This window comes from Psychrobacter sp. CX10, from assembly GCF_057621575.2.
This window is the reverse complement of record NZ_CM177736.1, coordinates 2,609,372-2,629,744: the sequence shown is the minus strand read 5'-3', so window position 1 is coordinate 2,629,744 and position 20,373 is coordinate 2,609,372. Positions and strand designations below refer to the sequence as shown.

Below are 20,373 nucleotides of genomic sequence, written 5' to 3'. Positions count from 1 at the left end.
TAAAGAAAATAAAATTGAAACATATAACAAAGCATGGATGTATAAGGGAATATATCAATTAAATCCTATATGCTATAAAACATTCACTTCGAAATTAAAACATTCACTTTAAAATTAAAACATTCACTTGAAAATTAAAAAGAGGCAATTGAATAATGACTATCAAAGACACTTTAAACGACGCGTTGAATACGGTTAAGAAAAAGATCGAGGAAAAGCTTGATAATGTAGAACTAGACAATATCAAAGAAACCCTAGGCATACAGCCACAAGAAGTGGAAGAAGGCGTCTACATTCCTGCGAAGTCCGCACTTAAGATTGCTGCGCCAAACAAAACAAACTATGACGATAGCGATTATGACATGCCATATGCAGGCGATAAGCGTATTTTAATGGTTTGTACTCAGGAGCAGTACATGACAATGGCGGATGGTAAGAAGTTTGATACAGGTAACCATCCTGTTGAGATGTTTGTGCCATTACTGCACTTTAAAAAAGCAGGATTTGACGTAGATATTTTCACCCCAACTGGCGAGGCGGTCAAAATTGAACAATGGGCGATGCCAGAAGAGGATGACAAGGTAAAAGACATCTATAAAGAGTATAAGACAAAACTTGAAGCGCCTAATAGCATTGAAGACTTTGTCAAAAACAAAATGGCAGACAATGATGAGTATGCCGCCATCTTTATACCTGGTGGTCATGGGGCGATGTTAGGGCTTCCTGAAGACAAATATTTAGGGGAGCTACTGCGCTGGGGTAAATCAAATGAGCTGCTAACCTTAGTCATCTGTCATGGTCCAGCCGCATTATTGGCAGCTGATTTGGATCGTCCAGAAGGTATGAGCGCTAATACAGATACAGATTCGAATTTAGAACAAGACTTTATCTATGAAGGCTATGACATTGTTGCTTTCCCAGATGTTATGGACAAACAAATGCCGAAGATGGGCTACTTACCGGGTGAGATGCCTTGGTACTTTAACGAAAAGCTAGAAGCGCTTGGCGTTACAATTTCTAATAGACTGGCCACTGGCAACACGCACAAAGATAGAAACTTAATCTCAGGAGATGGTCCACTTGCCGCTAATGACTTTGGTAAGCTTGCAGTGAACACTTTGCTGGACTCTGTAAGATAAAGCTTAATTAAATTATATTGTATTATATTAAGTACTAATTTCTAGTAGCTACATAGCAATTAAACGCTTACCAAAACGCTTAACAAAAGGCTTAATAGTCATTCATAAAGAATTGGCTATTAAGCGTTTTTAGTGTGTGGTTATAACAAATTCACAAACCTTAAGTCATAAAATTGGTAAAATCTATTTGCCAAACCTTAGCCATTTATCCTCAAGCCGTTGATGCTTAAGCATTATAAGGTCGCTAAAGTAGCTGTTGGTCACGTACCAAGGATAACGATCGCCTTGTTTTGGTAGCACATTTTCTGCTCGTTTGATATATCCAGCAGTTAAAGACCCCATGACCGTATCAGGCAGCTTAGAAACCGTTTCACCATCTTTAGCAACGGGACTGGCAACAGCGGTTGAATAACCGTACAAAACCATATGCCTTAAAAGACGAGTGATGTAATGACACGCCAAGTCAATTTTAAGCGTCCATGAGGCGTTCGTATATCCAAATAAAACTGCCAAATTAGGCGTGCTATCTACCATGACTGCTTTATAAGTCATACGCTCACTCACTTCTTTAACCTCCCCATCGACAATCACCTTAGCGCCGCCCAGCATTTGAAGCTTAAGCCCTGTGGCAGTAACAATAATATCGGCAGGCAAATGCTGTCCTGAGGTCAATTGAATCCCAGTGGGCGTAAAGTACTCAATGGTATCGGTGACAATATCTGCCTTATCCGTTTGTAATACATTAAATAAATCCCCATCAGGCACTGCACACAAACGCTCATCCCACGGGTTGTACTCTGGCTCAAAATGTTTGATATCGACATCGCTACCCTTAAGCGCATCTTTGGCCTTATTGAGTAGGCTTCTTCGCACAAGCTTAGGGGCTGCTTGAGCAAACTGATACAGCCCTTGCTGAATAAGAATATTACGCCAGCGCACGATGTCGTATGCTGTCTTATCACTAAGTCTTAAATACTTAGTGAGTAAGTTTAAGCTATCGTCTTCGCTAGGCACGCTGCCGATATAGGTAGGCGAGCGCTGTAGCATGGTTACATGCGCGGCACGTTGGACGCTATCAACATCAGAGGTATTTGCTTGATCCACCAGTGCTGGCACGAGAGTAACCGCCGTAGCCCCACTACCAATCACTACCACACGTTTGTTGTCGTAATCCGTGTCTTCGCGCCACTGCTGAGGATGAATAATCTGACCCTCAAACTGCTCCTCACCTCTAAAATGCGGCTGATAACCTTGCTCAAAGTCGTAATAACCTGTCGCCCCGATAACAAAGCGACTGGTCACCGTTTGGCTCTCGCCAGTATGAGTATCTGTCAACGTGGCCGTCCAATACTTAAGCGGGCTTGACCACTCAATCTGTGTCACCTCGGTATTGAACTGAATCAAGCTATCGATAGCAGCGTCTCTTGCTGCCGCCTCGATATAGTGCTTGATAGAATCGGCATCTGCCAAAGTTTTTGTGCCCATCCACGGACGATGAGCAAAGCCAAATGTGGTCATGTCCGAATCCGAGCGAATACCAGGGTACTTAAACAGATCCCACGTACCCCCAATCGCATTGCGCTTCTCAACAACCTTAACCCGTCCTTTTTTTATAGATTTGGACAGCAGCGTGTCACGCTTTATATGGTTTGCCATATCGACACCCGATATCCCCGCACCGATGATTAAAACATCCAGTTGGGGGGATTTTTTTGCGCTATAAGGCAGGGTAGGCTTAAATTTACGCACCTTAGCAGCCGCTTGTTTAGGCAAATTGGGCAGGCTTGGCAATTGTGGCAGCTTCTGCCGAAAGGAGATATACGGCGTATTATTATTGTCATCATTTTTAGGACTAGAACTAGGACTAGAGTCAGCTGCCGTAGATGCTGACCTATGATGACGTTTGATGAAAGGAAACATGATGTCGCTCATCCTTGAGAGTTTATAACTATAGTCAGCGAACTTATAAAGAGTCACGGTGTTAACCTCGTTAAGCCTACCCTAGTAGTACTTGCACTCGGTTGCCTTGTGACTACTTTAAAGTTCTTTGACTATACAATTTATGGTTCAATAACTAATACTAAATCACCAATTACGCCTCTTAATTGTAACGTACATTGATATAAAATTGGGACGAAAAAATAGTGTGCGCCCTGTTAATGAATCCACCTAAAAACTTATAAATCAACCTAATAGGCTTTTGGCTGCACACTATTATTACAAATATTAATGACCGCAATAATTGTTATTATGGCCGAAAGCAAACTCTACTGAGCGGTTAAACCACCATCAATCACAAACTCTGACCCAGTAGAATAGCTGGACTCATCCGATGCCAAAAACAGTACCATTTTGCTAACCTCTTCAGATGTTGCCATACGGCGTAACGGAATCGATTTTGCAAACTGTTCTACCGCATCTTTGGTGTCACCTTGCGTAATCATCGGCGTTTCAATCACCCCCGGATGCACCGAGTTAATACGAATACCATCGGGTGCAAACTCCAGCGCCGCCGCTTTGGTCATCCCACGTACCGCAAACTTAGAATCCGTATAACCAATCGCACCACCCACCAAACCATTTAAAGACGACACATTAATAATCGAGCCTTGCTTCGCTTCCTGCATAGACGGTATCACCGCTTTCATACCCAAAAATACCGACAACTGGTTAATCTTTAAAATACGCATATAATCCTCTACCGACGTATCCAACAGCGACTTACGCATGGTAATGCCCGCATTGTTGACTAACACATCAATGTTGCCAAACGCCGTTTTGGTTTGCTCAACCACGTTTTGCCAATCCTGCTCATCGGTTACATCTTGCTTAACAAACAACACCTGATCGCCAAGCGCTTTGGCGACCGCCTCGCCTTTCTCGCTATTGATATCGGTAATCACTACCTTTGCACCTTCAGCTACAAACAGTTCGGCATGCGACTTGCCCATACCTTGCGCCGCGCCGGTAATAATTGCGACTTTATCTTGTAAACGTGCCATCGTTATACTCCTTATCACTTATTATTTTGTTTGTTAAAGTAATTAACGCTTATGGTTATCTGGCTTAAGCTTATCTGACTTATGGTTATATAGTAGTTATCTGCGTTAATCACTGCTTAAAAGTATGCCAATAGGTCACGTTCTAGACCAGTCGCACAACGTAAATTACGTGGCGCATTTGTTATTTAGTGGCGATTATTGCAAGGTTGCGATAACCATTTGTGAAGACAGCAATCAACACAGAGATTAAGGCACGCCCTAAAACAAAAAATAAGCAGCGGAAACCTGCTTTACGCTACTATCTGCCAGTCTTGGCAAGGCGGTGGCTAAGGTTTGGAGTGTCATTGGCTAGACGCCATGCCACCCCAAACCAAACCTCCGCAACTTGCCAAGTCTACCAGTATATCCGCTACAATCAGGGCTAAACCACACTTAAGGCGACGTTTATGAACGTTTAGAACTGCAATATCTAGTTGGATGCGTGGAAAGCACCCTACGTCAACAATAAACTCTTGCCTAAAGTTATCACTGTGGCATGATATCTATTAAGCGTTTTTATCAGAAAAATAAGCTTATCTTAAGGAATTAAAAAAATGTCAGAAGATATGGTTGGTGTTGTTGCTACAGGAGTGTTTATAAATGGGTTATACGACTATTTAAAAGCAGCGACTCACGTTACTGCAAATGATTTGATTCAATACTATTCTGATAAAAAGTCCATTGTTATTGAACCACAACAGGCTGAGCAAATAGTTAAAGTTATTGATTCAAACAACTTGAAAACTCAAGTAAAAAGCGTGGATAAAAAAACGTTTGAAGAGAAGTGTATAAATATTTTTAGTGGTAACAGTCGTCAAATTATCGTTGAAGAAGGTGGATATCACGAAACCCATCATCACTATTCAAAGGAAGAAACACCAAAAAAGTAGAATGGCTACCGCTTCATACTACAAACTTGACCTTTGTTGGTCGAGATAAAGAGTTGGTAGCCATTACTGAAGCCATGCGAGACTACCAAACCCCTGTACTACTACAAGGTATGGGTGGTATGGGTAAAAGTGCTTTAATGAGTCATTGGGTACATAAGGCGTTTGTTGGCGAGTTTGAGAATGTTAATTATCAAAACGTTATCGCTATCAACTGTAGCAATGGTATTGAAGCAGGTTTTCTGACCGATGAAAACCTATTAGAGGCGCTTGGTCTAAAGCATTTAACCACAGATGATGACCCTAACAAATTACAACGTATCATCAGCGTGTTGATGCAACTCGATAATTTATTATTGGTGTTGGATGATTTGCCCTACAATGAGTCATCAATTTTGAATAGTAGAAACGAGCTTAATATGCTTAGTATATTGCCCACTAATCGTTGCCATATTATGGCAACCTCAAGAAGTAAACGCTATTCTAATTTTGATATAAAGTCCATAGTAAGTTTACCGCTCGATAAGTGTATTGATTTGTTCTTAGTGCATAGTGACGCATCTATAAAGCTTCATAAAGCGGATTATTATGATGAAATCACAAAAATAGTAACGTTAGCCGGCAGCCATACCTTATTGATTGAATTGCTTAGTAAACTTGCCGAAGCGGAACCATATACACCAACACAGCTATTGAATGAGCTACAAAATAATAAATTTAATATAGAAGGTGAGGCAGAATACGACAAAGATAACACCTCATTTGAAGAAGATATAAATACCGCATTAGGTAAACTCTTTGTGCTTGCTAGGTTAGATGAAACACAGAAATATATCTTGTATCATATTTCGTTAATGGACAGTCAAGTTATTACTTTTGATTTATTGCTGACATGGCTTGATGAAATTGATAAAAAATCTATTCTAAATAAACTAGTAAAAAGCGGTTGGTTGCAGATGGCGACTGCTAACGAAACAGCAGAAGATAGCCACTCAAGATACTTCAGAATGCACCAAGTCATCAGCCACGCCGTATGCAGTCAATTTTGTGACGACTATAAAAATAACGAGGCACGATATGAGTTTGTGAAGCCCGTCATTGAGAATATGGAGAGCTACTATCGTCAGTTTGATGCGCACATTATTGGTAGTAAAGACAATATATCGCAATCTAAACGAGAACAAATCAATCTAACTTTTTTACTTGCTATAGTAAGCTATACAGCGAGTAATATGTTTTTAGTCGGCAAAGAATTATTCAAGTATTTAATTAGTCGTTTAAATTTTCCTACCGCACTTTTAGATAATGACAACAATTTTACTGATAAAGGAGCCAATCCAGCACAATCAATAAAAGAACAACTTAATCCAACTTACCTACCTGCTATAGCAGGCTATATAAGGAGTAGTATTGGTTTAGTCAAAGAGTCAAAATCGTCAAAGTTATTAGTTAACCATTTAAATCGTCTTGCTTTTTTTTTGTATAATAATGGTGTTTACGCATTGGGTATAACTACGTTAAAAGATTCTATTGAACATATTAAACAAAGCATAGGGAGGTCTCATCCTGATTATGCTATTAGTGCGGGCAACTTAGCTAGCTTATACAGAAATACAGGCAATTATGAGCAAGCATTACCGTTATATAAGCAAGCACTAGCAGTTACAAAACAAAGCTTAGGGGAGACTCACCCAGATTATGCCATTAGTGTAGGTAACTTAGCTGGTTTATATAAAAGCATAGGCGATTATGAGCAAGCTTTACCATTATATAAGCAAGCAATGGAAATAAAAAAACAAAGCTTAGGGGAGACTCACCCTGAATATGCCACCAGTCTCAATAACTTAGCTGATTTATATCGAATCATAGGCGATTACGAGCAAGCTTTACCGTTATATAAGCAAGCACTGGCAATAAAAAAACAAAGCTTAGAGGAGACTCACCCTGATTATGCCACCAGTGTGGATAACTTAGCTGGTTTGTATCAAATAATAGGCAATTATGAGCAAGCTTTGCCGTTATGTGAGCAAGCACTGGCAATAAGAAAACATAGCTTAGGGGAGACTCACCCTGATTATGCCACCAGCCTTAATAACTTAGCTGGTTTATATCAACGCACAGGCGATTATGAGCAAGCCTTACCGTTATTTGAGCAAGCATTAGAAATTCTTGAAAAGGCGTTGGGCACATCGCATCCTAATACGCAAACTGTTAGAAATAATTATATGAGGTTAAAAGCAATGCTTGAGTAAATTTTTACACTATCGTATTTATTCATAATCTTATGATCTAATGCTATTAAAGCTAAAGCATTCATCAAAGGTACATTACCCACATCTTTCATCACAATCACTGTCGCTTGTGTAATAATGGTGAAGATATAAGGCGCAGTTTCAGGCTTGATGATTTGGTCTTTATTACCCTATAACCTAATCCTCTTCAACCTCATAATGCTTAAGCTCCACACTCCTAAGCCCACCACGCTCATCCACCTCATTCACAATAAACGACCACTCCTCATTAATCGCCACCTTATCCCCAGTCACGATAGGCGCTATTAACTTTGATTGAATAAACTCAGCTGCCGTTTGCTCCCACAACGCAATCTCAGTATTAACGAGTGCATCTTCATCCATCGCTTTGGGCTGGCGGCCTTTAAAGATGGGTAAATCGCCCAGCTTTACATGCGGCGACACGACCCAATCGCCGTAAAAGCTGTCTACCTGTCTGGTATCAATTTTAAAGTCATTAAATATACGCGCAATCGTACTGGCATGATCACCACGTAAACCGTACCAAACCCGATCGCCCATATTTAACCGCGTGTCTTCATCGACACGCATAATTTTATTGTGTCGCACCAACGCAAATAGCTCAATTTCATCATTATTTACTCTTGAAGATAGATCCTTAGGATAACGACCGATAGCAAACGACCCGGGTTTCACCTCAAACTCGTATAAGGTAATGCTAGCATCGTCCGAGACCCATATTTCCATCTCTTCCTCAGGTTCAGGCGTACTAGGCACTCTGACTTTAAATAAATTTGCCACAATAGGTATGGTGCTGCCTTGCAAAACCAAGGATAAAATAACCACGCCAAAGGCAATATCAAATAGCAAAAAGGCATCATCAACGCCCGCGATAATGGGAAGTATCGCTAAGGTGATTGGTACGGCGCCGCGCAGACCGACCCAAGAGATAAAGCCTATCTCATTGAACTTAAAACCAAAAAATCGCGTGCTGGTAAATACCGCGATAGGGCGGGCAATAAATATCATAAATAGGGCAATCGCTACCGAGTGATACCACACGTTAATAACATTAGAGGGGGTCACGAGCAGACCCAGTACTAAGAATAATACCGCTTGGGACAGCCACGCAAAGCTGTCCATCACCCTAAGGACATGCTCGGTGGCGCGTACTTTATGATTACCCACCACCACACCGGCCAAATATACCGCCAAAAATCCACTACCGCCAATGATGTTGGTGGCTGCGAACACCGCAAGTCCGGCCGATAAAATAAATATGGCATACATGCCCACAGGCAGATGCACCTTGGGCAATAGCTTTGCCAGTGCGTAACCAAATAGCACGCCCATCAGTAGACCAAAGCCCAATTGCTGTGCCAATAGCCCAATAAATCCTAAAAAGGTTTGGCCAGCAGGGTCGACATTAAGGGCGATAAGTCCCGTCACTAGTAAGATTGCGAATGGATCGTTAGCGCCCGATTCTAACTCTAACGTCGCCTGCACTTTGTCGTTGAGTTTAACGCCACCATGTCGCAATAAGGAGAATACAGCCGCCGCATCAGTAGAGCCAACAATGGCTGCCATCAGCAATCCAATACGCCAATCAACACCCAGCAGCCACGTCACAAACAGACCTAGAATAACCACCGTGGCGAACACACCCCATGTGGCAAGGGTCACTGCGGGCTTTAACCCGACCTTAAAGGACTGGAATGAAGTTCTAAGCCCACCATCTAACAAGATACACGCCAGTGCCGCTTGCCCCACTAGATTCGCCATTGTGTACTGCGAAAACTCAATGCCCAACAGCCCTTCTTCACCTGCCAGCATACCTATGACTAAAAATAGGAGTAACAGCGGCATGCCCAAACGTGCCGACAAGGTACTTGCCATCACGCTAGAGAATATAAGTAGCGATCCAACAAGGTAGACGATGTTTAAGGTTTCCATATTAGATAGACTCTATTCAAATAGAATGAAAGATTTGGGTTAAGACAGACACAATATCATCTTAATGCGCTTAGCCCTAAACATTGGTATATTTACTGGCCTCTGGCATCCAGCGGTGAATCAACTGAGTGACCTCAGCTTTACGCGCGTCGTCATCAATTAACCGTTTGGCAAGGTGACTGGCTATCATTAATAGGTTTTCATCGCGCATCAAGTCGGACACATAGTAGCCCACGTTACCGGTTTGGCGTTTGCCAAGCAGCTCGCCAGGACCGCGCAGTTGCAAGTCTTTTTGGGCAATAACAAAGCCGTCATTACTGTCACGCAGTACGTTTAGACGCTCGATGCCTGTCTCCGATAGCGGGGTTTGATACAACAGTACGCAGTAGCTTTTGGTCGAGCCGCGCCCTACGCGCCCGCGTAGCTGATGCAATTGCGATAAGCCCAAGCGTTCCGCATTTTCTATCACCATCAGCGAGGCGTTTGGTACATCCACACCCACTTCAATAACCGTTGTCGCAACCAGTAAATCAAGCTCCGCATTTTTGAACGCTGCCATGATCGCTTGCTTTTCTTTTGACTTCATTTTGCCATGCACCATGCCAATGCGGATATCAAGGCGGTCGTCGAGGTCGGCATAAGTCGCTTCGGCAGCTTGAGCGTTTAAGGTATTAGAATCTTCAACTAAGGGGCACACCCAGTATGCTTGTTTGCCCTCAGCGCAGTTAGCAGCAATACGGTCAATCACCTCATCACGGCGTGCACGGTCAATGGTAACCGTGGTAATCGGCGTACGACCTGGCGGCAGCTCATCTATGATTGAGGTGTCCATATCACCATAGGCACTCATCGCAAGCGTACGCGGAATCGGAGTGGCGGTCATGATAAGCTGATGCGGGGTGCTGTCTGCTACGCCTTTATTGGTCAAGGCCATTCGCTGCTCAACCCCAAAGCGGTGCTGCTCATCTATAATGGCCATACCAAGCTTGGCAAAAACTACTTTGTCTTGAAACAAAGCGTGCGTACCGACCACCACTTGCACCTCATTTTCTGCCACGGCTTCTAAAGCGTCTCGGCGCTGCTTGGCGGTTTGTTTGCCCGCAAGCCATCCCACCCCGATACCCAAAGGCTCAAACCACGCCTTAAAGTTAATCAAATGCTGCTCGGCAAGGATTTCAGTCGGTGCCATCACTGCCACTTGCCACCCACTGTCTAACGCATAGCAAGCCGACAGTGCCGCTACTAGGGTTTTACCAGCACCCACATCGCCTTGTACTAAGCGGAGCATTGGAATTGAGGTGCTCATGTCATTGGTAATCTCTTTAATCACGCGGTTTTGAGCGTTAGTTAAGCTAAACGGCAGGTTAGCCAGTAGTTTGTCCGCTAATGGGCTGGTGTCATCACATTTAGGTGCTTTATGCTGATGCAGCTGCTTACGGCGGTATAACATACTTAACTGATGTGCGGTCAGCTCTTCAACAATCAGACGCTGGCACGCAGGATGAGTACGGTCTTTTAATTGTTCTAATTGAGCCGCTTGCAATGCTATGTCTGTATGCATCGGCGGCGTATGTATTAAGGTCAGTGCTTCAAATAATGTTAGCGTCTGCCAACTTGGTACATTGTGTGCTGTTGTAGTGGTCGTGTCAGGTGAGGATTTGGGGTATATGGGAGGGGTGGCAGATAAACCGGGTAGAGGTGCAGGCAACTGATTAACCGCCTCCCAATCAGTAGTTGTAAAGACACTAAGCGTTGTTCCTTGCTGATTAATAGTATGTAGTGCAAGCTTTGCGAGGGTACGCAGTTTGTTTTGATGTAGTCCTTTTACGGTGGGATAAATGGGCTGTAGACCGGTATTAACCACAGGGGTGCCTGCACTTACCATCGTATACTCAGGGTGTGCCATCTGCATGCCGTATCGGCTTATCTTAACCTCGCCAAACAGACGTAAGCGCGCACCAAGACGCATGGACTGTACTAATGAGGCATATACTTTAAAAAACCGTAGCTGAATGGCACCCGTAGCATCTTCTATGACCACGGTCATACCGCCGCGCTTATTATCTACATACGTTATTTCACCCTCTATGAGTGCAGATTGTCCATCTTGTAAGTCACTGATATATACCAATCGGCTACGATCTTCATAATCTCTTGGCAAATGAAGCAATAAATCAAACAAACGGGTCACACCCAATTGCTCAAGCTGACCTTCAATCTTTGACCCAACACCAGATAAGGCATTAACAGGCAAGTCGACCGCGCTGGGTGGCAGTTTGTCTTTTAAAGGATGCTGAGGAGCGTTTGACGATGTTGGCATTAGAAGCTCTTATTAAAATATAAAGATAACACGAAGCGGTATGTAATTAGGATCAGTTCAACAGACCTTAATGCTATTGATTATAGAACATATTATAATATTTCCGCACTACCACTTGCAGATACTGTACACGGCTTAAGATTTTTTGGTTTAAGGCTGTTATGATACGCCTATAATAAATAGACCCCTACGAATTAAACTGTCAAATAATACTTTAAAAACCTATTGAATTATTGCTTGGAGCCTTCATGCGCGCCTCAACCCAACACGTTAGTAACCGCCTAACGCCTGTATCCAAGTTAAGTGCTACCTCAGACGCTCCTAAACTACCAATCGGTATTGCGCTGCTTGTCGCGTGGTTGGCAGGAGCGATGTTTATGCTATCGCTGGCCCCTTATGGATATTGGATTATTGCGTTAGTCTCCCCCGCCATTTTGTATGCGCTATTATTGGCGCCGATGTTTAAAAAACGTGCTTTTTTTATTGGTGAAGCCTATGGCATGGGGCTATGGTGTGTGGGCGCGTTTTGGTTATATACCTCTATTCATGAGTATGGCAATGTCTCTGTACCGCTTGCACTACTGGCTATAGCCATTATGGGGCTTGGCATGGGGCTGTTTCATGCAGTGCTTGCAGTCATTTTTAACCGTTTTGTTGGCAAGCAGCCTTTGGCGTTTGCGGCGCTTTGGGTGCTACAAGAGTGGCTTAAAACGTGGCTATTTACAGGCTTTCCTTGGCTATTTGTGGGCTATGCTTTTACAGAACAATATTGGCTGTCGTCATTGGCACCAGTCGCTGGTGTCTTTGCAGTGTCGTTTGTGGCAGTGCTGCTTGGTGCCAGTGTGGTTGAGGTGTTTCGCAAACGGGCAGGATATCTTGTGGCAACAGCGATACTTTTGCTTATGAGTATAGGACTGTGGTTATTTAATCCTGCGTGGACTCAGCCCAAACCAAATACAGAGCCTTTAAAAGTCTCGCTAATTCAAGGCAATATCCCACAAGATTTGAAATGGTTAACTCAGTACCGTTATAAGACACTTGAGATTTATGCCACGATGACTCGAACGGAGTGGGATCAGGATATGGTGATATGGCCTGAATCCTCTATACCTATGTTTCAGACCGAAGCATGGCCTTTTATATCAGAAGTGGTAAAAGCGGCTAAGCAAACTGACACCACATGGGTGACAGGTATTCCTTACAAAGATCAAGATGCTTACGATCCAGCAACGCAAGACTACGCGCCTTTTTATAACAGTGTCATTGCATTAGGGTCGCAAGCCGAAGGACTGTACAAAAAACAAAACCTAGTACCGTTTGGCGAATACATTCCCTTTAAAGGCGTCTTGAACCTGTTCCCGAATCTAGCAGGTAGTGATGAGGTTATGGATTATAGCCGAGGTAGCAGCAATCAATCGCCCATACAAGTCCGAGGGCATAATATGGGATCAGCAATCTGCTATGAAGTGGCTTATCCAGAGACCACACGCCGTAATGCGAAAGATACTGATTTTTTATTAACCATTTCAAATGATGCTTGGTTTGGTACTTCAGCAGGCCCTCTACAGCATTTACAAATGGTACAAATGCGCTCGTTAGAGACGGGCCGCTGGTTTATGCGAGCCACCAACACAGGAGTCACCGCTATTATCGATCATCGCGGCAAAATAGTGGCTCGCGCCCCGCAGTTTGAGCGTACCGTACTGCGCGGCGAAGTTGAATCTCGTACAGGCATAACGCCGTTTGTGCGATTTGGAAATTATCCTATATTATTCATTATAGCGCTAATCTTACTGCTCAGTATCGTGGGTAGACGAGCAAGCCGTTCATAATGGTGTTTTAAAATAGACTGTTAATCCACAAAAAGACTAAGGCGTTTTAACAAAACGTAGCAAATTAAGATATAATGACAAGAAATATAAACCGTTCCGTCACTATTTATGGCCCTAACAATTGACCATATAAACTGACAACATATCCTTCAACCTTTATTATTCATATAGATAGGTGACCTATGGCAGATGCAAGCCAAAATAAACCCAAAAAAGAACTTGTTTACGCTTTAATTGGTATTGTTGGTTTTTTAGCCCTTGTACTGCTTATCGGTATTTCGGCTTTCTTACGTCCCGCAGGCGACCATATTGAGCCTGAGCCTGTTGAAGCTGAAGAAACTGTTACTATCGATGAAGAAGTGGTAGATACTGACGCTGCACAAGTTCCTTTAACTGAAGGCACGGCAACAGATATTGTAGGCGCGGCAGATGATACTGCTTTAGTTAGTGCTGCTACCGAAAGTACAGAAACTGAGGTTGAAGAACCTGTACAAAGTGCCGAAGAAGCGGTCGCAGCAACAACTGATGAGGCAGAAGCGGCGGCTACCGTTGCTGGTGAACCAGATACAAGCTCTCAAACTTCTGAAAATGTAGAAGTTGCTGATGACATGAGTCTTGGCGGTGAAGAAGCGGTTACTGAATAAGACTGTGGACGTAAAACAGCCATCAACTATAAGCTAAATACAGCACTACAACTGTCAACCAGTTCAAGCTCGTTTAATTGAGTCTATAAATGCTAATGCCCGCTTAATCTTAGATTAAGCGGGTTTTATAGTTTTGTACTGGATGCTTTACCCTGTATAGTCAAAGAAGTCTAAAATGGTGACAAGACAACCGAGTTCAAGTACTACTCATGTAGGCTTAGCGAGGTTAAGGGCGTAACCGTTTACTAGTTCGCTGGCTATATAAGACCCATTAAACAATAGACCCTTCATTAAAATTTAAAGCCTCTTTAAAACCTTATTAGGATTTAATATGAATAATAGTACTTCCATAAATAATAACGCTACCTCAAATAATAACGCTACTTCAAACAATAGTGCCGCAGATAACGCTGTCTGTAGTAAACAAACTTATGATAAACAAACTTATAAAGCCCGTATCGCCGCTCTAAGACAGCTGCTTATTAACCAAGATATTGATGCAATTGTGGTACCCACTGCCGACCCGCACTTATCAGAGTATCTGCCTGAATATTGGCAAGCGCGCGAGTGGCTGACTGGATTTACAGGCTCTGTAGGCACGCTGGTGGTCACCAAAGACTTTGCCGGTATGTGGACAGATAGCCGCTACTGGGTACAAGCCGAAGATCAGTTGTCCGATACGGGTATTCGCTTTATGAAGCTGCAAAAAGGTGCGCCCGATCATATCGAGTGGCTGGCCACACATTTGCAGGCAGGCGATAATGTAGCGATTGATGGCAATGTCCTGTCTCTGTCTGAACAAGATCGTCTGCTAGACGCCTTTGATGCTGCCTCTGATGCTACTGGCTCTGATGAAAAGGGCTTAGATGAAAAGTGCTTAGATGAAAAGGGCTCAAACGATGATAAAGAACGTATTCGATTGATTACTGAAATGGACTTGTTGACACCGTTATGGGAAGATCGCCCTGCGTTACCAAGTGCACCACTTTATGCGCACGAAGCGCAGTTCTTGTCCCAAACTGCCCAAGAGAAGCTGGCACAGGTACGTGCGCAAATGCAACAAATTGGCGCCTCTCATCATCTCGTCTCAAGTTTGGATGACATTGCTTGGCTCACCAACTTACGCGGCAGTGATGTCGATTATAACCCTGTATTTTTAGCGCACATACTCATTAGTACAGATACAGCGACGCTGTTTGTCGATAGCAGCAAGGTAGGGGAAGACATAGGCGAGTTATTGAACGTGGCAGGCATTGAGACTGGAGAATACGCTCAAGTGCAATCAGCTTTAAGTCAGCTCACACCAGACGACTTACTGCTATTAGACCCAAGCAAAGTCGCAGTAGGCACACTGGATAAGCTGGGCGATGACATTGCAATGATTGAGCAAATTGCCCCAAGTAGCCTATTAAAATCGGTTAAATCTAAAGAAGACATTGAGCATGTACGTGAAGCCATGCGTCAAGATGGCGCGGCCCTGTGTCAGTTTTTCTCCGAATTTGAAGCCCGCCTTAATCAAGGCGAGCGACTCAGTGAGCTGGACGTCGACAGCATGCTTATTGATGTGCGTAGTAAGCAGCCACACTACGTATCACCTAGTTTCCCAACCATCGCAGGCTATAATGAAAATGGCGCACTGCCACATTACCGTGCAACCGAAGACAAGTTTAGCTACCTAGATGGCGATGGCTTATTGCTCATCGACTCGGGGGCTCAGTATCAAAACGGTACTACTGACATCACTCGTGTGGTGGGTATCGGCATAGTAAGTGAGGCACAAAGACGAGACTTTACTATCGTCCTAAAAGCACATATTGCACTGGCGAGCGCGCATTTTCCAGACGGGCTATCTGCTCCCTTGTTAGATGCCATATGCCGAGCGCCGTTATGGAGAGAGCAGCTTGATTATGGGCATGGTACTGGTCATGGAGTGGGTTATTTCTTAAATGTCCATGAAGGGCCACAAGGTATCTCCTACACAGCGCCACCTACTGTTCAGAGATCAATGAAAGTGGGCATGCTGACCAGCAATGAGCCAGGCTTATACCGTGAGGGCAAATGGGGGATTCGTATTGAGAACCTAGTTGTCAATCAGCCAGTCTCTACGCCAACTGAAACAGAGTTTGGTAACTACTTATATTTTGAAACCGTGACACTGTGCCCGATTGATACTCGGTTGATTCAAACTCAGCTGCTTAATTCAGAAGAAATTGAGTGGCTAAATAACTATCATCATACGGTTTATAATGAGTTAAAAGATAGAGTAGATGGTGATGCTCTGGAGTGGTTAACAGAGCGTACGAAGGCGATTTAAGAATAAAGTCATATTCGTAAACATCTGTTTTATTAATAAGCCCCTCTTTTAGTTTTAAAAGAGGGGCTTATTCTTACACCAATTATAGCCAAAGAAATCTAAAATGGTTACAAGGCAACCGAGTACAAGTACTACTATATTAGGGCGAGCGAGGTTTAAACCGTAACCGTTTAGTAGTTCGCTGACTATATATAATAATTAATTGGTAAGGTAGGTGCGTAAAACCTATAAAATTTTATTGGTTTTCTGAGATAATTTGAATAACTTTCTTGCGTATATCGTTTAATAATCCTTCATCAACAATACCTATTGTTACTAAAAACTCAGAATCTTCATTAAAACCACCATTGGTTATAACAGTTACCTGTTGTTCAATTGACTCATATCCTTCTGCATTATGACTGGCATTGTCAAAATTAATTTTGACTAATATCTCACATTCATATCCGTCACTGTCGACATTATTAGGCTTTGAAAGTGGGTCGAGCTGTATGTTAAGAGTATCAACAATTTTATTCGCCTCGTCATAGTTTGATTCAAATTCCATAGTAGTTGACATTCTCAAACTTTCATCAGTCATACTTAAAAAGGCTTCATCACTGCAGAGATTTGATGAAGTAGCAGTTGATGTCGACTCTTGACAGCCAAAGCTTAATGCTGCTAATGCCATCGTAAATGATAATGTAAAAATATTTTTTAGCATGTGAGAATCTTATACTTAAATAGTTATAGTTAAACATATGAGACAGATTGTGATGATATTCTATTTATTAATAGACAGGTGAGGTCAATTCGCTATAAAAAGGGATATAGTTTTAACCTCGTTCAAGAAATCACGCATATAATTTATTTCGACTGCAGTATTATTAAAACGATTAACCCTTCTTCGCCATATAAGTCACAAACTTATAGCTCATACCGCTTTTTTCATCGGTAAATGATTCAGATTCCTCTGTAAGCTCAAAATTCTCTGGGATTTCAGGATAAAAGGCATCCCCGTTTTCAATCTCAGTATCGACAATGGTTAATTCAAGACGATCGGTAAACATCATAGCGTTGGTAAACACTTTTTCGCCGCCTATCACCCAAATGGTATCGAAGTTCAGACCGTGCGCAACGTTAGCACAATGCGTTAAGGCATCGTCTAAATTATGCACAATGTGTACATCATCATTGTCTTCTAGTCCCATTTTTTGAGCATAATCTAACTGAGTGGTGATGATGAAATTCACTCGGTTTGGTAGTGGCTTTGACCCCATAGATTCAAAGGTTTTACGACCCATAATGACAATACCTTTCATGCCACTATCAGAATATGGATCAGTTTCAGCGGTTGTTTTGGCTTTAAAATGTTTTAAATCTTCAGATATATGCCAAGGTAGCTCATTATTTTTACCAATACAACGGTTGTTGCTAATGGCCGCTATTTGAGCAACTTGGGTATGCGCGTAACTCATGAGGATGTCCTTATATGCAAATATGTTTATTATGCTTTATAGCTACGTTATTGGTTCAAGAGACCCTAGTTTAACTACTTTCATGGTTATTAAATAGTGTCCGTCACAAGAACAGTGTCTGTCACAAGGATAGCGCCTGTTACAAGGCATCGGACCGATTTTAAACCGCGACAGGAGCTTTGATAGCGGGGTGAGACTCATAACCCTCTATCATAATGTCATCAAAAGTAAAACTAAAAATATCTTTAACCTCAGGGTTTAACCACAGTGTTGGCAACGCGTATGGGGTACGTGATAACTGCTCATTAACTTGATCGATATGGTTTTGATATAAGTGACAATCGCCACCTGTCCAAACAAATTCACCGACCTCTAAGTCGCATACTTGAGCAATCATATGCGTAAGAAGTGAGTAGCTGGCAATGTTAAAAGGGACACCCAAAAATAAATCGGCCGAACGCTGATATAACTGACAAGATAATTTGCCGTCTGCGACAAAGAATTGAAATAAAGTATGGCATGGGGGGAGCGCGACTTGATTGGCTTCAGCAGGATTCCAGCCAGAGACAATCAATCGACGTGAATTGGGATTGTTTTTAATCTGCTCAACCACGTTTTTGATTTGGTCAACACCGTCTTGATTATAGTTGCCCTTAGCGTCTTTGGTTGCACCATAATTACGCCACTGATGACCGTAAATAGGACCAAGATCACCCTCAGGACGCCCAAAGCGTGCCGTTTGCTCTGCAGTGGACCACTCATTCCAAATGCGGACCCCATTATCTTGCAAGTACTTAACATGAGTATCACCACTTAAAAACCAAAATAGCTCATAGGTAATAGATTTCATATGTACTTTTTTGGTGGTTAAAAGCGGAAAACCATCGTTTAAATCAAAGCGCATTTGCGCCCCAAAGTGACTGCGTGTGCCCGTACCCGTACGGTCGCCTTTTTCAGCACCATGATCGCGAACATATCGGATCAAATCAAGATAAGCGGCTTCATTTTTGGTTGTTATCATAGTTGCAGTAACCGAATAATAATACCTGTTCTAAAAAATAACCTATCCTTGTCAAACTCGCCCACCCTACTACTGGTAGCGTTTGCACTGGTTTTGCTTAATAGGTTAATTTTCATACTTGGTATAAAATATAATCTTTAAAAATTCAGAAGTATCGTTATATCTGATAGCTTATTTAGGGTCTGTTGAACATTCAAATATTAGGACTGCTGATAGCTAAAATTGTTCCAAACTAGGCATAAACCGACGATAATGTCTAGACCTTAGCTAGGTTTATAACAACGTTTGGGGTAATTTTAGCATCAGCCCTACGGGGCGGGGCTATTTTTTGTCAATATATTGTGAAATTTTCTAACTTAGAATAACTAAGTGTCTAAAATTTCCCTGCATATTGACTAAAAAATAACTGCCGCCAGTTCCATATTTGAATGTTCAACAGACCCTAACATATTTTAATCAGTAAATAGCTACTTTATAGCGCGTTAAAACCTATTAGAGTATACGTCTTATCAAAGTAGGGATTGTTATTAGTTGGTTGCGTATTTGCCCCAATCGTACACTTGGCGGCGATAAGCCAATACCATAAGCACGATACCAATGATAATCATGGGTAACGTGTATAGTTGACCTTTACTCATCCAGCCCATCAGTAGCTCGTAGCCTGGGTCCGGCTGACGGAAAAACTCAATCACAAAGCGGCTAATACCATAACATAGCATGAATAAAGCGGTGACCGCCATACGTGGGCGTGGTTTGGATGAAAACCACCATACAAAAATGAACGTCAGTAATCCTTCAGCTAAGGCTTCATAAAGCTGTGAAGGATGACGTGGCAAAAGATAGTTGCCATCTACTTGAGTCATCAGCGACTGCATGGCAGGGTTGGTGGTGATAAGCGCAGAGTCAAATTGTGCAGCTTGGGGGAAATAGGTTAACCAATTATAGCCGCCATCGGAGACACGTCCCCATAACTCGCCATTAATATAATTACCAAGACGGCCAAACAGTAGGCCCGTTGGCACACAAGGTACAATAAAATCGAGCACACTAAAAATCGGCTTTTTGTATTTTTTAGCGAAATATATCATGGCTAAGGCGACACCGACGAAACCGCCATGAAACGACATACCACCCTCCCAAACCTTTAATAGATAGGCCGGGTTTTGCAATAACTCACCGAATTGATACAACAGTACATACCCAATGCGACCGCCTAAAATAACACCGAGGGCACCAAAGAATACGAGATCTGATACCATGTCGGTGGTCCAGCCTTCACGTTTGGTACTGCGATACCACGCTAATCCATAGGCGGCGGCAAAGGCCAATAAGTACATAAAGCCATACCAATGCACCTGTATAGGTCCGAGTGATAAAGCTACTGGGTCAAACTGGGGATGAATCATCATGACATCAGTCTACATTGTTATTCGAATAAGCGTCATGATAACAAAAAATAGGAGATAGGGCATTAATCAGTGGACTAATTAATCTGTGCAACTAATTAATCTGT

14 protein-coding genes are annotated in these 20,373 nt (G+C 42.6%); 6 read left to right on the top strand and 8 right to left on the bottom strand.

Features of this window, described 5'->3' with window-relative positions:
• Positions 1 to 155: 155 nt before the first annotated feature.
• Positions 156 to 1,139 (top strand): DJ-1/PfpI family protein, encoded by a 984-nt coding sequence (locus AC21OH_RS10630; protein WP_487370422.1) that lies wholly within the window; start codon positions 156 to 158, stop codon positions 1,137 to 1,139.
• 183 nt (positions 1,140 to 1,322) lie between these two features.
• Here AC21OH_RS10630 and AC21OH_RS10625 read toward each other — a convergent pair whose 3' ends face one another.
• Positions 1,323 to 3,059, bottom strand: coding sequence for a flavin-containing monooxygenase (locus AC21OH_RS10625; RefSeq protein WP_487370421.1), 1,737 nt, complete (start codon positions 3,057 to 3,059; stop codon positions 1,323 to 1,325).
• A 347-nt stretch (positions 3,060 to 3,406) separates the two neighbouring features.
• Positions 3,407 to 4,141, bottom strand: coding sequence for a glucose 1-dehydrogenase (locus AC21OH_RS10620; RefSeq protein WP_487370420.1), 735 nt, complete (start codon positions 4,139 to 4,141; stop codon positions 3,407 to 3,409).
• Between the two features lie 593 nt (positions 4,142 to 4,734).
• Between AC21OH_RS10620 and AC21OH_RS10615 the strand changes: the two genes are divergently transcribed.
• Together AC21OH_RS10615 and AC21OH_RS10610 are read left to right on the top strand one after the other, a co-directional pair.
• A complete protein-coding gene (locus tag AC21OH_RS10615; RefSeq protein ID WP_487370419.1) occupies positions 4,735 to 5,070 on the top strand; it encodes a hypothetical protein in 336 nt (111 codons plus the stop codon).
• A 26-nt stretch (positions 5,071 to 5,096) separates the two neighbouring features.
• Positions 5,097 to 7,319 carry a tetratricopeptide repeat protein gene (locus tag AC21OH_RS10610; protein WP_487370418.1) on the top strand — a complete coding sequence of 741 codons (2,223 nt, stop codon included), beginning with the start codon at positions 5,097 to 5,099 and terminating at the stop codon, positions 7,317 to 7,319.
• 177 nt (positions 7,320 to 7,496) lie between these two features.
• Here AC21OH_RS10610 and AC21OH_RS10605 read toward each other — a convergent pair whose 3' ends face one another.
• On the bottom strand, positions 7,497 to 9,272 hold the full coding sequence (locus AC21OH_RS10605) for a potassium/proton antiporter (protein WP_487370417.1): 1,776 nt from the start codon (positions 9,270 to 9,272) through the stop codon (positions 7,497 to 7,499).
• Between the two features lie 76 nt (positions 9,273 to 9,348).
• Positions 9,349 to 11,592 carry an ATP-dependent DNA helicase RecG gene (gene recG, locus AC21OH_RS10600; protein ID WP_487370416.1) on the bottom strand — a complete coding sequence of 748 codons (2,244 nt, stop codon included), beginning with the start codon at positions 11,590 to 11,592 and terminating at the stop codon, positions 9,349 to 9,351.
• Between the two features lie 248 nt (positions 11,593 to 11,840).
• On the opposite strand from recG, the gene lnt reads away from it, so the two are divergent.
• The 3 genes from lnt to AC21OH_RS10585 all read left to right on the top strand — a co-directional run bounded on the left by lnt (position 11,841) and on the right by AC21OH_RS10585 (position 16,382).
• Complete coding sequence (gene lnt / locus AC21OH_RS10595) at positions 11,841 to 13,424, top strand: apolipoprotein N-acyltransferase (protein WP_487370415.1); 1,584 nt, start codon at positions 11,841 to 11,843, stop codon at positions 13,422 to 13,424.
• A gap of 182 nt (positions 13,425 to 13,606) precedes the next feature.
• The gene (locus tag AC21OH_RS10590; RefSeq protein WP_487370414.1) at positions 13,607 to 14,068 is read left to right on the top strand and encodes a hypothetical protein; all 462 of its coding nucleotides are present in this window, start codon (positions 13,607 to 13,609) and stop codon (positions 14,066 to 14,068) included.
• A gap of 331 nt (positions 14,069 to 14,399) precedes the next feature.
• The gene (locus AC21OH_RS10585; RefSeq protein ID WP_487370413.1) at positions 14,400 to 16,382 is read left to right on the top strand and encodes an aminopeptidase P family protein; all 1,983 of its coding nucleotides are present in this window, start codon (positions 14,400 to 14,402) and stop codon (positions 16,380 to 16,382) included.
• A 235-nt stretch (positions 16,383 to 16,617) separates the two neighbouring features.
• Here AC21OH_RS10585 and AC21OH_RS10580 read toward each other — a convergent pair whose 3' ends face one another.
• From AC21OH_RS10580 to lgt, 4 genes are all read right to left on the bottom strand, one after another.
• A complete protein-coding gene (locus tag AC21OH_RS10580; RefSeq protein ID WP_487370412.1) occupies positions 16,618 to 17,085 on the bottom strand; it encodes a hypothetical protein in 468 nt (155 codons plus the stop codon).
• A 172-nt stretch (positions 17,086 to 17,257) separates the two neighbouring features.
• Positions 17,258 to 17,839, bottom strand: coding sequence for a dihydrofolate reductase (locus AC21OH_RS10575; RefSeq protein WP_487370411.1), 582 nt, complete (start codon positions 17,837 to 17,839; stop codon positions 17,258 to 17,260).
• Positions 17,840 to 17,999: 160 nt separating this feature from the next.
• Positions 18,000 to 18,860 carry a thymidylate synthase gene (locus tag AC21OH_RS10570; protein WP_487370410.1) on the bottom strand — a complete coding sequence of 287 codons (861 nt, stop codon included), beginning with the start codon at positions 18,858 to 18,860 and terminating at the stop codon, positions 18,000 to 18,002.
• A gap of 527 nt (positions 18,861 to 19,387) precedes the next feature.
• Positions 19,388 to 20,269, bottom strand: a complete 882-nt coding sequence (gene lgt, locus AC21OH_RS10565) for a prolipoprotein diacylglyceryl transferase (RefSeq protein ID WP_487370409.1) — start codon at positions 20,267 to 20,269, stop codon at positions 19,388 to 19,390.
• Positions 20,270 to 20,373 lie beyond the last annotated feature (104 nt).